This is a genomic window from Acidiphilium cryptum JF-5 (genome assembly GCF_000016725.1).
GTDB classification, from domain to species: domain Bacteria; phylum Pseudomonadota; class Alphaproteobacteria; order Acetobacterales; family Acetobacteraceae; genus Acidiphilium; species Acidiphilium multivorum.
Map to the genome: position 1 here is coordinate 2,073,827 of NC_009484.1, position 15,073 is coordinate 2,088,899.

At 70.3% G+C, this 15,073-nt stretch carries 15 protein-coding genes; 8 read left to right on the forward strand and 7 right to left on the reverse strand.

All coding sequences use genetic code 11. From position 1 onward, the window contains the following. The first annotated feature begins 10 nt into the window (after positions 1 to 10). A complete protein-coding gene (locus tag ACRY_RS11870; RefSeq protein ID WP_012039695.1) occupies positions 11 to 793 on the forward strand; it encodes a succinate dehydrogenase iron-sulfur subunit in 783 nt (260 codons plus the stop codon). A 69-nt stretch (positions 794 to 862) separates the two neighbouring features. Here the strand turns inward: ACRY_RS11870 and ACRY_RS11875 are convergent, their stop codons facing one another. From ACRY_RS11875 to ACRY_RS11885, 3 genes are read right to left on the reverse strand one after another with little or no spacing between them, the layout of a single operon-like run. Then, positions 863 to 1,411 (reverse strand): hypothetical protein, encoded by a 549-nt coding sequence (locus tag ACRY_RS11875; protein WP_043509169.1) that lies wholly within the window; start codon positions 1,409 to 1,411, stop codon positions 863 to 865. After that, positions 1,408 to 3,057 (reverse strand): stimulus-sensing domain-containing protein, encoded by a 1,650-nt coding sequence (locus ACRY_RS11880; RefSeq protein ID WP_007422572.1) that lies wholly within the window; start codon positions 3,055 to 3,057, stop codon positions 1,408 to 1,410. Before ACRY_RS11880 ends, ACRY_RS11875 begins: the two co-directional genes overlap by 4 nt. Then, complete coding sequence (locus ACRY_RS11885) at positions 3,054 to 3,755, reverse strand: response regulator transcription factor (RefSeq protein WP_007422574.1); 702 nt, start codon at positions 3,753 to 3,755, stop codon at positions 3,054 to 3,056. Before ACRY_RS11885 ends, ACRY_RS11880 begins: the two co-directional genes overlap by 4 nt. Before the next feature lie 66 nt (positions 3,756 to 3,821). Here ACRY_RS11885 and ACRY_RS11890 point away from each other — a divergent pair, with 66 nt between their 5' ends. After that, positions 3,822 to 4,532 carry a HugZ family protein gene (locus ACRY_RS11890; RefSeq protein WP_231295246.1) on the forward strand — a complete coding sequence of 237 codons (711 nt, stop codon included), beginning with the start codon at positions 3,822 to 3,824 and terminating at the stop codon, positions 4,530 to 4,532. 79 nt (positions 4,533 to 4,611) lie between these two features. Next, positions 4,612 to 6,267, forward strand: coding sequence for a phosphoenolpyruvate carboxykinase (locus ACRY_RS11895; RefSeq protein ID WP_012039696.1), 1,656 nt, complete (start codon positions 4,612 to 4,614; stop codon positions 6,265 to 6,267). Positions 6,268 to 6,376: 109 nt separating this feature from the next. Here ACRY_RS11895 and ACRY_RS11900 read toward each other — a convergent pair whose 3' ends face one another. Next, complete coding sequence (locus ACRY_RS11900) at positions 6,377 to 6,568, reverse strand: hypothetical protein (protein WP_043509171.1); 192 nt, start codon at positions 6,566 to 6,568, stop codon at positions 6,377 to 6,379. A 213-nt stretch (positions 6,569 to 6,781) separates the two neighbouring features. Between ACRY_RS11900 and ACRY_RS11905 the strand changes: the two genes are divergently transcribed. The 5 genes from ACRY_RS11905 (at position 6,782) to ACRY_RS11925 (ending at position 12,008) form a co-directional block, all read left to right on the forward strand. Beyond that, a complete protein-coding gene (locus ACRY_RS11905) occupies positions 6,782 to 7,951 on the forward strand; it encodes an amidohydrolase (protein WP_012039697.1) in 1,170 nt (389 codons plus the stop codon). Continuing rightward, complete coding sequence (locus ACRY_RS11910; protein ID WP_012039698.1) at positions 7,948 to 8,637, forward strand: MarC family protein; 690 nt, start codon at positions 7,948 to 7,950, stop codon at positions 8,635 to 8,637. Before ACRY_RS11905 ends, ACRY_RS11910 begins: the two co-directional genes overlap by 4 nt. A gap of 114 nt (positions 8,638 to 8,751) precedes the next feature. Then, positions 8,752 to 9,300, forward strand: coding sequence for a MarR family winged helix-turn-helix transcriptional regulator (locus ACRY_RS11915; protein ID WP_007422578.1), 549 nt, complete (start codon positions 8,752 to 8,754; stop codon positions 9,298 to 9,300). After that, positions 9,300 to 10,406, forward strand: a complete 1,107-nt coding sequence (locus ACRY_RS11920) for an HlyD family secretion protein (protein ID WP_012039699.1) — start codon at positions 9,300 to 9,302, stop codon at positions 10,404 to 10,406. The genes ACRY_RS11915 and ACRY_RS11920 overlap by 1 nt, the downstream gene beginning before the upstream one ends. Positions 10,407 to 10,433: 27 nt before the next feature. Beyond that, entirely contained in the window at positions 10,434 to 12,008 is a 1,575-nt protein-coding gene (locus tag ACRY_RS11925; RefSeq protein WP_007422580.1) for a DHA2 family efflux MFS transporter permease subunit, read from the forward strand. 42 nt (positions 12,009 to 12,050) lie between these two features. On the opposite strand, the gene upp is transcribed toward ACRY_RS11925, so the two are convergent. Genes upp through ACRY_RS11940 form a run of 3 tightly spaced genes read right to left on the reverse strand, consistent with a single transcriptional unit; the run spans position 12,051 to position 15,072 of the window. Next, entirely contained in the window at positions 12,051 to 12,692 is a 642-nt protein-coding gene (gene upp / locus ACRY_RS11930; protein WP_007422581.1) for a uracil phosphoribosyltransferase, read from the reverse strand. Positions 12,693 to 12,716: 24 nt separating this feature from the next. Further along, positions 12,717 to 14,099: a glycosyltransferase gene (locus tag ACRY_RS11935; RefSeq protein ID WP_012039700.1), complete on the reverse strand. Its 1,383-nt coding sequence runs from the start codon at positions 14,097 to 14,099 to the stop codon at positions 12,717 to 12,719. Between the two features lie 13 nt (positions 14,100 to 14,112). Beyond that, the gene (locus ACRY_RS11940) at positions 14,113 to 15,072 is read right to left on the reverse strand and encodes a hypothetical protein (RefSeq protein WP_155856369.1); all 960 of its coding nucleotides are present in this window, start codon (positions 15,070 to 15,072) and stop codon (positions 14,113 to 14,115) included. Position 15,073 lies beyond the last annotated feature (1 nt).

The following is a 15,073-nucleotide window of genomic DNA, read 5'->3' on the forward strand; positions in this document are numbered from 1 at the left end:
GTTTCGAACCATGGCCGAACTGACCCTCCCGAAGAACAGCCGCGTGACCCAGGGCAAGACCTACAAGGCCGAGCCGGGGGCGACCCGGGTGAAGAGCTTCAAGGTGTATCGCTGGAACCCCGACGAGGACGCCAATCCGCGCGCCGACACCTATGAGATCGACCTCGACAAGTGCGGGCCGATGGTGCTGGACGCGCTGATCAAGATCAAGAACGAGATCGACCCCACCCTCACCTTCCGCCGCTCCTGCCGCGAGGGGATCTGCGGCTCCTGCGCGATGAACATCGACGGGACCAACACGCTCGCCTGCCTCAAGCCGATCGAGGAGGTGAAGGAGGCGGTGAACATCAACCCGCTGCCGCACATGCCGGTGGTGAAGGACCTCGTGCCGGACCTCAACCAGGCCTATGCGCAGTATCGCTCGATCGAGCCGTGGCTGCAGGCCGAGACGGCGCCGCCGCCGGATGGCGAGCGCAAGCAGAGCGTGGAGGAACGCGCGGAGCTGGACGGGCTGTGGGAGTGCATCCTGTGCTTCTGCTGCACGACCTCCTGCCCGTCCTACTGGTGGAACGGCGACCGCTATCTCGGCCCGGCCGTGCTGATGGCGGCGTATCGGTGGATCGCGGATTCGCGCGACGAGGCGACCGGCAAGCGGCTCGACGCGCTGGAAGATCCGTTCAAGCTCTATCGCTGCCACACGATCATGAACTGCACGCAGACCTGCCCGAAGGGGCTGAACCCGGCGAAGGCGATCGGCAAGATCAAGCAGATGATGGTCGAACGCCAGGGGTGATCTCCGGCGGGCGTTCGGATGCGGGAAGGGCCGGCGGGTTGCGCCGGCCCTTTTTTCATGGCCGGGCGGTCAGCCTCGTTTGCGTTTCGGTGGCTGGTAATTGATCGAATTCGGGTCGTGGATGGCGGCGATTTCCCATTCGGAGGGCAGCGAATCGGGGTCGAGCCAGCGGCTGCGGCGGAAATCGCGGCGCATCAGCAGGAAGAACGGCGCGGTCAGCAGGAAAATGACCAGGCCGATGACTGCGCCGAAGGCGCGGGCGAACGGATAGACCGCCAGTTCGGCGATGAAGATGACCGCGAGCACGGCATAGGCCGCGACCACGAGGCGGGCGAAGACGTGCCACAGGCGGATCATCACCAGCTTGCCGGAATTGAGCGCCCAGGCCATGAGTACGCCGGCGGCGATCAGCGGAAAGAACATGATCTTGCCGTAGTGGAAATAGGTGGCGGGGGAGGCGTTGCACCAGACCGTCCAGGCATCCAGGGCGGCGATCGCGATGGCGAGGAACCCGGGGATCGGGACGCCGGCCCATCTGGCGTTCGCCGGGATCCCGAAGGGGCGGTTGCCGGGGCGTTCGGTGGTCGGCACGGAGGCATGACGGTGCTTCGCGGTCATCCGCGCGGCAGGCGGATGACGAAGCGGGCGCCGATGACCGCGCCCTCGGGGTCGCGGCGGTTCTCGGCGGTGATGCGGCCCTGATGGGCCTCGACGATCTGCCGGGAGATCGACAGGCCGAGGCCGGAATGGTTGCCGAAGCCCTCGCCCTGCGGGCGCTCGGAGTAGAAGCGGTCGAACACGTGGTCGAGCTTGGCATCGGGGATGCCGGGGCCCTCGTCCTCGACGGCGAGTTCGACGATGCTGCCGGTGACGCGGCCGCGCAGCCAGATCTTGCCGCGCTGCGGGCTGAAGGAGATCGCGTTGCCGATCAGGTTGCGCAGGACCTGGACCAGCCGTCCCTCGGCGCCGCGGACGACGAGGCCGGTCTTCGGCGCGTCGAGCACCATCACCGGCGCGTCGTCCTCGCGGGTGGACTGGTGGATCTCGGCGAGGGCGGCGAGGATGGGGGCGAGGTCGACCGGCTCCAGCGCGGTGCGCGACATTTCGGAATCGAGGCGCGAGGAATCGCTGATGTCGGAGATCAGCCGGTCGAGCCGGCGGACGTCCTGCGAGATGATGTCGAACAGGCGGGCGGCGCGGGCGGGATCGTCCGTCCGGCGGACGGTCTCGACGGCGGAGCGGATCGAGGAGAGCGGGTTCTTGATCTCGTGCGCGACATCGGCGGCGAAGCGCTCGATCGCGTCCATCCGCGCCCAGAGGGCGTGGGCGGATTCCTCGAGGGCGCGGGCGAGGACGCCGATCTCGTCGTCGCGGGCGGCGATCGGCGGGGGCACCGGCTCGGTCATCGCGCCACGGCCCTCGCGCAGGCGGCCGGCCGAGGCGGCGAGGCGGAGCAGCGGCGTCGCGATGGTGCGGGCGAGATAGACCGAAAGCAGCACGGTCAGCACCAAGGCGAGCACGAACAGGCCGAGGATCGATACCCGCACGGCGAAGACCGCGCGGTCGACCTCGGTCGCCTCGCGGGTGAGGAGCACGGCGCCGACCGTGTTCTTGGCGCGGACGATGGGTTCGGAGACGGTGATCAGCAGCCGGCCATCGGCGGCGCGGCGGATGAAGGGCGGCGCCGCGTGCGAGGGCTTGGCGCCGGTGAGCTTCAGCACCTCGCGCACGCTGGGCTGCCAGCCGAGGCCGGAGCCGCCCTTGCCGTCCTGCCCGGAGGTGACCTCGGAACTCGGCAGGAAGGCGACGAACTGGTCGTAGAGGAAGCTGACGGCGCGGGCGAAGTCGCCGCGCGGCTGCACCGGCGGCAGCGGCTCGGTCACGATCGCCCCGCCCGGCCCCTGGCGGATGCGCGAATTGGCGATCACCCGTCCATCCGCCCCGTAGACCAGGGCCTGGGCGTTCGGCGTCGGCTCGGTCAGGCGGTAGAGCAGCGGGCGGGCGAGGTCCGGCTTCAGCGAGGGCTGGTCCGACGCGTTGGACTGCACCGCCGATTCGGCGAGCGCGCCGGCATAGATCCGCGCCTGCTCGCGCAGCGCGGTGACCTCGGCGGTGAGCAGGCCGTGCTGGTACTGGTCGAGATAGAGCAGCGCCGCGACGATGAGGGCGAGCGGCAGGGCGTTGACCAGCAGGATGCGCCGCAGCAGCGGCGAGACCCGCCGCCAGCCGCGCCCGCCGGCGGGAAAGGAGGCCGCCGCGGTCATGCTTCCTTGTAGCGGTAGCCGATGCCGTAGAGCGTCTCGATCTGGTCGAACTCGTCATCGACGGCGCGGAACTTGCGGCGCAGGCGCTTGATGTGGCTGTCGATCGTGCGGTCGTCGACATAGACGTTCTCGCCATAGGCGGCGTCGATCAGCTGGTCGCGCGACTTGACCATGCCGGGGCGGGCGGCGAGCGCCTTGACCAGCAGGAACTCGGTGACGGTGAGCTGGATGTCCTGCCCCTTCCAGAGGCACTGGTGCTTGGTTTCGTCGAGCGTGAGGTCGCCGCGGCCGATGACGCCGGTGGGGGCGGCGCCGGACCCCTCGGCGCGGCTGGCCTCGTTGCGGCGCAGCAGGGCGCGGATGCGCTCGAGCAGCAGGCGCTGGCTGAAGGGCTTGGTGATGTAGTCGTCGGCGCCGAGGCGCAGGCCCATCAGCTCGTCGAGCTCGTCGTCCTTGCTGGTGAGGAAGATGACCGGCATGGCCGAGCGGGCGCGCAGGCGCTGGAGCAGCTCCATCCCGTCCATCCGCGGCATCTTGATGTCGAGCACCGCGAGGTCGGCCGGGCGGGTCATCAGCCCCTGGAGGGCGGATTCGCCGTCGGTATAGGTGCGGACGGCGAAGCCCTCCTGCTCGAGGGTCATCTGCACCGATTCGAGGATGTGGCGGTCGTCGTCGACCAGGGCGATCGTCTGTTTCATGGGTTTTGCCTTGCAGCCGTCTTTCGTCGCAGTATCCGGATCTGACGTGACGGGAATATGGCGCCGATGCAAGAGCCCAGGGACATCCAGAACGACATCCACCGCGAGGCGCGGCTGCTGCTGCGGGCGGCGCGGGTGGGCAGCCTCGCGGTGATCGAGGACGAGTATCCGGCGATCGCCCTCGTCACCCCGGCGGTGACGCCGGAGGGCGACGTGGTGGTGCTGCTCTCGCAGCTTTCGGCACATACCAGGGCGCTGGACCGCGATCCGCGCTGCGCGCTGATGGTCAGCGGGCCGCCGGCAGAGGCGAATCCGCAGACCAGCCCGCGCCTGTCGCTGGTGTGCGACGCGGCGCGCTCGGACGCGCCGGAGGACCGCGAGCGCTACCTCGCCATCCACCCCTATGCGCGTGGCTACGCGGGGTTCACGGATTTCGGGATCTACCGGCTGAGCCCGGTGGGCGCGCGGTTCGTCGGCGGATTCGCGCGGGCGGCGACGCTCGATGTCGAGCGGCTGTCGCCAAGGACGGCGGCGTTGCAGGACCAGGCGGCGTGCCGCGCGGCGATGGCGGCGGCGAATGACGGGCTCGGCGCGCGCCTCGACGAGGTGGCCGCGCGGCACGGCGGCAGCGGCAGCGGCTGGCGGATGGTGACGCTCGACCCCGACGGGTTCGATCTCGGGCGCGAGGACATCGTGCTGCGCGTCGCCTTCGGGCGGATGTTGCGGGTTTATGAAGATGCGCTCACGAATTTGGCAGACGGCGCGACGCATGGTTGAGTTTCGCTGAGCGCGGTCGAATTTTCGCTTTTCGGGTTTGGAAAAACCCGTAAGGGACGGCATATAGCGAAAATCGAACATGAAGTCGAAGCCAAGAAAGACCAGAGCCGTGACGCCAAACCCGACGAATCCCGACTCCGAGGCCGCCCGACAGGCGGCCATCCTGGCCCCGGCGGGCATTGCCCGCGCCGCCGCCCTGCACGCGAACCTGACCGCGCCCGCCCTCGTCACCCACGCGCTGCGCCGCGGCGAAGGCCGGCTTTCCGCCGATGGCGCGCTGATGGTGCAGACCGGCGTGCATACCGGCCGCTCGGTCGCCGACAAGTTCGTGGTGGACGAGCCGCAGACCAGCGCCGATGTCTGGTGGGGGAGCGTGAACCAGAAGCTCTCCGCCGCGCATTACGCGACGCTGCGCGGCCGGGTGCAGGCCTTCCTGCAGGGGCGCGAGCTGTTCACCCAGGACCTGTTCGCGGGCGCCGATCCGAAAAACCGCATCCGGGTGCGCCTCGTCACCACCAATGCCTGGCAGGCGCTGTTCGCGCGGAACATGTTCATCCGCCCGGCCGCGGCGGAGCTGGACGGGTTCGAACCGGATTTCGTGATCCTGCACGCGCCGGAATTCGAGGCCGACCCGGCGGTGGACGGGGTGCGCTCCTCGACCGCGATCGCGCTGTCCTTCGCGGAGCGGCGGATCGTCATCGCCGGGACGCAGTATGCCGGCGAGATCAAGAAATCGATCTTCACGGTGATGAACTGGCTGCTGCCCGAACGCGGCGTGCTGCCGATGCATTGCAGCGCCAATATCGGCCGGGACGACGACGTCGCCCTGTTCTTCGGCCTGTCGGGCACCGGCAAGACCACCCTCTCCTCCGACCCGGCGCGCCGGCTGATCGGCGATGACGAGCATGGCTGGGGGCCGGATGGCGTGTTCAACTTCGAGGGCGGCTGCTACGCCAAGGTGATCGACCTCTCGGCCGAGGCGGAGCCGGAGATCTTCGCCGCGAGCCACCGCTTCGGCACCGTGCTGGAGAACGTGGTGGCGGACGCGCAGGGGGTGGTGGACCTCGCCGACCGCAGCCTGACCGAGAACACCCGCTCGTGCTACCCGATCGAGTTCATCCCCAATGTCGAGCCGACCGGGCGGGGCGGGATGCCGCGCAACGTGGTGATGCTGACGGCGGATGCGTTCGGGGTGCTGCCGCCGATCGCGAAGCTGACGCCGGCGCAGGCGATGTATCACTTCCTCTCCGGCTACACGGCGAAGGTGGCGGGCACCGAGAAGGGGCTGGGCCGCGAGCCGCAGGCGACCTTCTCGACCTGTTTCGGCGCGCCGTTCCTGCCGCGGCCGCCGCGGGTCTATGGCGAGCTGCTGGCGAAGCTGATCGCCGAGCATGGCGTCTCGTGCTGGCTGGTGAACACGGGCTGGACCGGCGGGGCGTTCGGGACCGGGCGACGGATGTCGATCCGGCATACGCGCGCGCTGCTGAACGCGGCACTTTCGGGCGCGCTGGAGGGCACGAGCTTCCATCCGGACCGGGCGTTCGGGCTGATGATTCCCGATGCGGTCGAGGGCGTGCCGTCGGCGGTGCTGGACCCGCGCGAGGCCTGGGCCGACAAGGCCGCCTATGACCGGCAGGCGGCGGAGCTGGTGGCGCGGTTCGAGGAGAACTTCAAGCGCTTCGCCGAGACGGTGGACGACGAGATCCGCAACGCGGCGATCCGCCCGGCGGCCTGACGCCGCCGCCCGCCGGCACCGACGAAAACGCCGCCCCGGGGAGCCTCGGGGCGGCATTTGTTCGTTTTTTTATCTGTCGTTTCGGCGCCCGCGCGGGGCGCCGCACGGATCAGTTGTTGTGCTGGGCCTGGGCCGACGCGGCCGGGGCGGCGTGGCCGGTCTTGAACTGGGTGCCGTAGGCGTTGTTGATCTTCTGCACGAGCTGGTCGTGGGTGTTGCCGAAGGTGGCGGCGTTCGCGGCGACCGGGGCGATGGCGCCGAGGGCGGCGATGAGGGCGATGGCGCGGGTCAGCTTGTTCATGGGAGTCTTCCTTTATGCTTTCGTGTTCAGGCTTGTCATCCCGGAGCGGCGCTCCGTCTGACCGTCCATATGGCACATTTGCTGCGGTGCAATAACGGGTCGGGTACACCTATCACCTATACGGCAGCGGCATGAAACCGGCGGCGGGGCGGCCGGCCCCGTCCGTCTCCGTATGGGTGACGGCGCGGCGCTTTTGGCCTTATTCTGCGCGCCATGACGATCGACGAGCAGCTTCTCGCCTGGGCGCCGGAATTTTCCGCCTGGCGCCGCGATTTCCACGCGCATCCCGAACTCGGCTACCAGGAGCGCCGCACCGCGGCGCTGGTGGCGGAACGGCTGGCGGCGTTCGGCCTGGAGGTGACGACCGGGGTGGGCGGCACCGGGGTGGTCGGCACGCTGCGGGCGGGGTCGGGGAACCGGGCGATCGCGCTGCGCGCCGACATGGACGCGCTGCCGATCGAGGAGGCGGGCGACGCGCCCTGGCGCTCGACCACGCCGGGGACGATGCATGCCTGCGGGCATGACGGGCACACCACGATGCTGCTGGCCGCGGCGCGCTACCTCGCGGCGACGCGGCGGTTTTCCGGGACCATCCATTTCATCTTCCAGCCCGCCGAGGAGGGCGGCGCCGGGGCGCGGGCGATGCTGGAGGACGGGCTGCTGGAGCGGTTCCCGTTCGATTCGGTGTTCGGCGCGCATAACGACCCGCTGCTGCCGGCGGGGGTGGTCTCGGCCTCGCCGGGGACGGTGAACGCGGCGTCGGACACGCTGCGGATCCGGCTGACCGGCAAGGGCGGGCACGCGGCGCGGCCGCACCAGGCGATCGACCCGATCGTCGCCGGGGCGCAGATCGTGGTCGGGTTGCAGAGCCTGGTGGCGCGGCGGGTGGCGCCGCTCGATTCGGCGGTGGTCTCGGTCTGCACCTTCCATGCCGGCAGCGCCAACAACGTGATTCCCGAGGTGGCGACCCTGTCGGGCACGGTGCGCACGCTGATGCCGCACGTGCAGGACCAGATGGCGCGCGACATTCCGGGCCTGGTGGCCGAACTCGCCGCCGACGCGGGGGTGGCGGCGGAGGTCGGCTACGAGCGGGGCTATCCGCCGGTGGTCAACGATGCCGGCGCCGCCGCGTCCTTCGCCGAGGCGGCGCGGGGGGTGGTGGGCGCGGCGCAGGTGCGGACCACCATGCCGGCCTCGATGGGCGGGGAGGATTTCGCCTTCTACGCGCTGGAACGGCCGGGCTGCTTCTTCCGCATCGGCCAGGCGGACGGCGAGCGCGGCTCGGTGCCGCTGCATCATCCGCGCTACGACTTCAACGACGCGATCATCCCGCTCGGGGCGGCGCTGTTCGCCGCGATCGCCGCGCGGGAACTGCCGGCTTGAACCTGCTCGGGCCCGGGCTGAACGCCTTCCTGCTCGGGTTTCCGGCGCTGCTGTCGATCGTCAATCCGCTGGCCGGGGCGATCATCTTCAACGAGATCACCGGCAATGCGAGCCGGCCGGTGCGGGCGACGCTGGCGCGCAAGGTGGGGATGAACAGCGCCGCGGTGATGCTCGTCTCGCTCTGGGCGGGCAGCTATATCCTGAGCTTCTTCGGCATCACGCTGAACGCGCTGCGGCTGGCCGGCGGCGCGGTGGTGGCGAGCCGGGCGTTCCAGATGCTGAACGCGCCGGAGGTGACCGAGGCGCGCAAGCAGGCGCAGGCGGCGAGCTCGCTGCCGGCGCCGGACCAGGACCCGGACGAGATCGCCTCGATGGCGTTCTTTCCGCTCACCCTGCCCTTCACCACCGGGCCGGGGACCATCGCCGTCGCGGTGACGCTGGGGACGGAACGGGGCGCCTTCGGCACGCCGCTCGGCGCGTTCTACGCCGGCATGTCGCTCGCGGCGGTGGCGATCGCGGCGATCACCTGGGTGAGCTATGCGGCGGCCGACCGGCTGGACGTGATCCTCGGCGCGACCGGGCGGCGGGTGCTGTCGCGGCTGGCGGCGTTCATCCTGCTCGGGATCGGCGTGCAGATCATGCTGTCCGGCGCCATTCCGGTGCTGCACCAGGCGCTGGCCGGGTGAGCGCCTGAGCGGACGCCGGCGCGCAAGGGGGGCGGGCCGGGAACGGCCCCTGCGAAAAACGCAGAACTGCGGCAGTGGCACTTACTCGTAACGCACCTTATCATCTCGGCTGCTATGTCCCAGTTGCCCGCCGAACCCGACCTGCTGCTGCTGCTGCACGATGTGGCGCGGCTGCTGCGGCTTGAAATCGACCGCCGCGCGAGGCTGCACGGCATGAACCGCGCGCAATGGGCGATGCTGATCAAGCTCGCCCGGCATCCGGGCCTGTCGCAGAAGGATCTCGCCGAGTTGCTGGAGGTGGAGCCGATGAGCGTCGCGCGGCTGACCGACCGGCTGGCGGCGCGCAACCTGGTGGAGCGGCGGGCCGACCCGCGCGACCGGCGGATCTGGCGGCTGCACCTGACCGAGGCGGCGCGGCCGCTGCTCGCCGAGATCGAGGCCCAGCGCGGCGCGGTCGCGGCGCTGATCGGCAGCGGGCTCGCGCCGGAGACGATGGATACGCTGGTCGGGGAGCTGCTGCGGATCAAGGCGACGCTGCTCGGCGCCGGGCGCTGCGGCGGCGCGGCACATGACGAAACGGGAGCGTGCGCGGCGGCGCCGGGCGGGATGGCCGCCGCTTCCGGCGACGATACCACGGCACAAGCCGAACAGGAGATGGTCTGATGTCCCAAACGAGTACCGCAACCGGCCCCGTGGCCCGCGAAGCCGAGATGCGCCAGGAGGCGACGAGGGGACGCAGCCGCTCCGGGCGGATGCTGCGCCCGTTGCTGATGATCGGCGGCGTGCTGGTGATCCTCGGCGCGATCCTGGTCTACTGGCTGCTGAGCGGCGGCACGGTGAACGTGACCGATACCTATGTGCGGGCGGCGCGGGTCGCGCTGTCGACCGACGTGTCGGGCCTCGTCGAGACGGTCGATGTTCACGACAACCAGCAGGTGAAGAAGGGGCAGGTGCTGTTCACCCTCGACCCGTCGCGCTTCAGGGTGGCGATCGCCCAGGCGAAGGCGAACCTCGCCGAGGTGGGCCAGGAGATCGAGGCGACGCGGGCCGGCTATCGCGCCGAGATCGCGAAGATCCGCACCCAGCAGTCGGTGGTGGACAACGACAGGCTGAACTTCGCGCGCTACGCGGCGCTGGTGCATACCGGCGGCGTGACGCGCACCGCCTATGACGATGCGAAATACAAGCTCCAGGGCGACGAGGCGACGCTCGCCTCGATGACGGCGCAGGCGGGCGTCGATCTCGCGAAACTGTCGGGCAACCCCAAGATCAAGATCGGGGACACGCCGCAATACAAGGCGGCGAAGGCGGCGCTGGCCACCGCCGAGTTGAACTACCGCCACTCGATCGTGCGCGCGCCCTTCGCCGGGGTGGTGACGGAGACCGACAAGCTGGAGCCGGGCATGTTCCTGCCGGCCGGCACCTCGGCCTTCGCGCTGGTCTCGACCAGCGATGTGTGGATCCGCTCGCAGCCGAAGGAGACCTCGCTGACCTGGGTGAAGCCGGGCGACAAGGTGAAGGTGCATGTCGACGCCTATCCGGGGCAGACCTGGCAGGGCGTGGTCGCCAGCATCTCGCCGGCCAGCGGGTCGAGCTTCTCGATCCTGCCGGCGGAGAATTCCTCGGGCAACTGGGTGAAGGTGGTGCAGCGCATTCCGCTGCGGGTGAACATCACCGGCGGGCCGAAGGACCTCGTGCTGCGCAACGGCATGACCGCCGAGATCACCATCACCACCGGGCACCAGAACCGGCTTTCGGACCTGTTCTGAGCCGGGATGCGGCGGGAGCGCTGAACCATGGCCGGGCCGGCTTCGCACGAGGAGGAAATGCAGCTCAGCGGGCTGCCGCGGGCGATCGTCACGGTCGGCTGCATGATCGGCACGCTGATGCAGGCGCTGGACGCGACCATCGCCAACGTCTCGCTGCCCTACATGCAGGGCTCGCTCTCGGCCTCGTATGACGAGATCACCTGGGTCCTGACCTCCTACGTCATCGCCGCCGCGATCATGACCGCGCCGGTCGGCTGGCTGGCCGCGCAGTATGGGCGGAAGAACATCTTCCTGATCTCGCTGGTGGGCTTCACCGTCAGCTCGATGATGTGCGGCGTCGCCACCTCGCTCGGCGAGATGGTGATGGACCGGCTGCTGCAGGGCGTATTCGGCGCCGCGCTGGTGCCGCTCAGCCAGTCCACCATGCTGGACATCTACCCGGTCGAGAAGCGCGGCTCGGCGATGGCGATCTGGGGCGTCGGCGTCATGATCGGGCCGATCCTGGGGCCGACGCTGGGCGGCTATCTCACCTATTTCTACAACTGGCGCTACGTGTTCTTCGTCAACGTGCCGTTCGGCATCGCCGCGGTGCTGGCCCTCGGCGCGTTCATGCCGAAGCGGGCGCGGCGGCCGGCGAGCGGGCAGTTCGACTGGATCGGCTTCGCCGTGCTGTCGCTCTTCCTCGGCTCGCTGCAGATCATGCTCGACCGCGGGCAGGAGAAGGACTGGTTCGGCTCGCCGGAGATCGTCACCTTCGCGGTGCTGGCGGTGATCGGGCTCTATCTCTTCATCGTCCACATGATGACGGCGAAGAACCCGTTCATCCCGCGCGGGGTGTTCGCCGACCGCAACCTCAATGCCGGGCTGATCACCATGTTCGCGGTGGGCTCGGTGCTGCTGTCGTCAGCGACGCTGATGCCGCCCTTCCTCGAAAAGCTCGGCAACTACCCGGTGGAGACGGCGGGGCTGGTGATGGCGCCGCGCGGCATCGGCACGATGGGGGCGATGATGCTGGCGGGGCGGCTGTCGAACCGGATCGACCCGCGCGCGCTGATGGCGGCGGGCTTCGCGCTGCTCGTCGTCTCGTTCTGGATGATGATGCAGTGGCTGCCCTCCTCGCCGCAGTCTTACATGATCGAGACGCTGATCGTGCAGGGAATGGGGCTCGGCTTCGTGTTCACCCCGCTGCAGGTCGTCGCCTTCTACACGCTGCCGCAGGCGCTGCGCACCCAGGGCACCTCGCTGCTCAGCCTGATGCGCAATATCGGCATGGCGGTGGGCATTTCCGTCACCGAGGCGGTGCAGGTGCAGATGGCGCAGGTGAACCACGCCACGCTCGCCGACCACGTGACGCCGTTCAGCCGCAACCTGCAGGTGGGCGGCGCGGTCTCGCGCCTGCTCGACCCGATGACCCATGCCGGGGCGGCGCTGCTGAACGCGACACTCGACCAGCAGGCGCAGATCATCTCCTTCATCGACGCGTTCAAGTTCATGATGGTCATCAGCATCCCGACCATGCTCTGCCTGCTGCTGATGCGCCGCCCGCCGCAGGCCGCCATGGCCGCGAAGGCGGAGAAGCCGGAAATGGCGGTCATGGAGTGATTTTGCGCCTCCACCCGCCCGCGCGGCGGGGGAGGCGCGAAATCACTTGGTGCCGAAGAGACGGTCGCCGGCGTCGCCGAGGCCGGGGCGGATATAGGCGTGCTCGTCGAGCTGCCGGTCGATCGCCGCGGTGTAGACCGGCACGTCCGGATGGGCGGCGTGCAGGGCGGCGATGCCTTCCGGGGCGGCGATGAGGCAGACGAACTTGATCGCCCCCGCCCCTGCCCGCTTCAGCCTGGTGACCGCCGCCGCCGCCGAATGGCCGGTGGCGAGCATCGGGTCGACCACCACGGTCAGGCGCTGGTCCATGTCGTCCGGGACCTTGAAGTAGTATTCGATCGGCTCGTGCGAGAGCGGGTCGCGGTAGAGGCCGACATGACCGATGCGCGCCGAGGGCACGAGGTCGACCATGCCGTCGAGAATGCCGTTGCCGGCGCGCAGGATCGAGATGAAGCAGAGTTTCTTGCCGGAGACCTGGCGGGCCGTCATCGGCTCCAGCGGGGTTTCGATATGGACCGGCTCGGTCGGCAGGTCGCGCAGCACCTCGTAGCCCATCAGCAGGCTGATCTCGCGGACGAGGCGGCGGAAATCGCCCGTCGGCGTCGCCGCGGCGCGCAGCAGGGTGAGCTTGTGCGCGACCAGCGGGTGATCGACCACCATGACGTTGTCCGGCATTGCCTGCATCCCGATCTCCTGTCGCCCCGAGGTTCAGCGCCGGCGCGCGGCCGCCCGGGGTTTCGCGGCCGCCGCCTTCCTTACGGCGGCGGGCTTCGCCGGGGAAGCTTTCGCACCGGTCGGCCTTGCCGCGGCGGCCTTCACGGCGCGCGCCGGTTTGGCGCCAGGGCGCGGCGACGGCGCCTCGGGCACGATGTCGCGGCCGGCGACGCGGGCCATCTCGGCGCGGAAATCGCGCAGATACTGGGCGAGATCGAGATTTGCGACCGCATAGGCGCGGGCGGCTTCGCCGAGGCGGGCGGCGAGGTCGCGCTCCTCCAGCATACGGAGCACGGCGTCGGCCACCGAATCGGGGTCGAGATTCGCGGCGACCAGGCCGGTTTCGCCATCGGCGATGAATTCGGTGACGGTCGGCGTGTCGCCGCCGACGATCGGCGCGCCGACCGCCATCGCCTCGCGCAGGCTCCAGGAGGCGACGAAGGGGTAGGACAGGTAGACATGCGCGTCCGACCGGCGGAGCAGGGCGATATGGTCCTCGTATTCGACGCGGCCGAGGAAATGCACGCGCGAGAGGTCGATCCGGCCGGCGAGTTCCTGCATCATCACGCCGCGCCAGTTGCCCTGCGGCGGCGGCGCGCCGTAGCTGATCTCGTCGCCGCCGACGAGGGAGACCACCACGTCGCTGCGGGCGGCGAGGATGCGCGGCAGGGCGCGCATGAAGGTGTGGAAGCCGCGATAGGGTTCGAGGTTGCGGGCGACATAGGTGATGAGCTTCTGCCGCGGCGCGACGCTGAGCGGGCCGACCTTCAGGGTGCGGCGGCGCAAGGCGGGATCGGGGCGGCAGATGCCGAGATCGACCCCCTCGCGGACGATGGAGAGCCGGCCGTGCATCCACGCGGGATAGGTGCTGCGCTGCCATTCGGTCGGCGTCTGGCCGTGCTGGCCGAGGGCGAAGGCGAGGTGGTTCACCCCGTTCTTCGCCCGCACCGCGCCGAAGCGCTCGGGCGGCATCGGGAATTCGGGATCGTAGTTCACGTCCGTCCCGTCGATCCGGTAGTAGAACTCGAAATAGCCGAGGATCGGCACGCCGGGAAACACGTCGCACAGGTTGAGCATCTCGCCCCAGCCGTGATGGCCGACGATGATGTCCGGCCGGAAGCCGAGGGCGCGGATCTGCATCGCCCCGGCATAGCCGGCCTCGGCGCGGCGCATCGCCATGTCGTATTCGCGGGCGGCGGGGTGGACGCCGTCCGGCACGCGGGGCGGCGCCGCGTAGGTGACCTTGCGCACGCCGGGGATGGCGTTGCGGTTCGGCTCGGTCATGAACACGATCTCGTGCCCGCCCTCGGCCAGCAGGTCGCGCACGATGTGCAGGTACTGGCCCGGAAAGTTCTGGTGGACGAAGAGGAACTTCACGGCGCGCCCCGGCTCAGCGGCGGCCGCGGGGGGCGGGTTTCGCCGCCGCGCGCGGCAGCAGGGTGACGCGCATCGACTCCAGCGCGGCCAGGCTCTCGGACTCGCAGGTTTCGTCGTTGCCCACCGGGCGGGTCTTCGAGCCGTCGATGAAGGTTGCCTCGCAGCGCAGGTCGAACCGCTTCGCCGCCTCGCCCTGCAGGCGGACGCGGAAGCCGAGCAGCGGCAGCGCCATGCCGCGGCTGCCGCAATAGTGCCCGGCCTCGACCCAGGGGGAGAGCCAGCCGCGGCCGAGCACCGCCTGGTAGGTGAGGTCGGCCGGGTCGATGCCCTCGGGGGCGGCGATGGCGATGCCCTCGATCCAGTGGCCGGACCCGGCTTCGCCCAGCCAGTCGCCGAAGCGGGCGCCGACATCGCCGCGGGTCTGGATATGGGCGAGCAGGTCCATCCGCACCGGGGCGGCGGGGACGGCGGCGACCGGGACGGCGGCCGGCGGCGGGACCGGCGGGGCGGCGGGCGCGCCGGTGGCGGCGGCGAGGCGGAGCACCTGCAGGCGGGGCGCCGAATCGGCCTGGCCCGGAAGCTGGTAGACCGTCACCATCACCCGGGCGGGGCCGCGGGCGACGCGGACGAGCGCGGCATCGCCCAGGCCGGAGAGCCAGCCATCCGGGCGGAAGGCGAGGATCTCGACGCTGTCGGGCGCGAGCGGCGGCGGCGAGACGCGCACGCCGGGCAGGCCGCCGCGCTGCGCCGCCGCGGGATTCGCCTCGTTGACGATGCAGAACAGGCCGGCATCGAGCGTCATCATGTGGGCGGAGACCTTCAGCTCCTCGACGCCGGCGGCCTTCGCGGCGGCCTGCGCCGGGGCGGCGGCCGGCGGCGGCGCGACAGGGCGGGCCGCAGCGGGACGGGACGCAGCGGGACGGGACGCGGCGCGGGTCGGGGTCTTGCGGGCGGGGGCCGGGGTCTTGGCCATG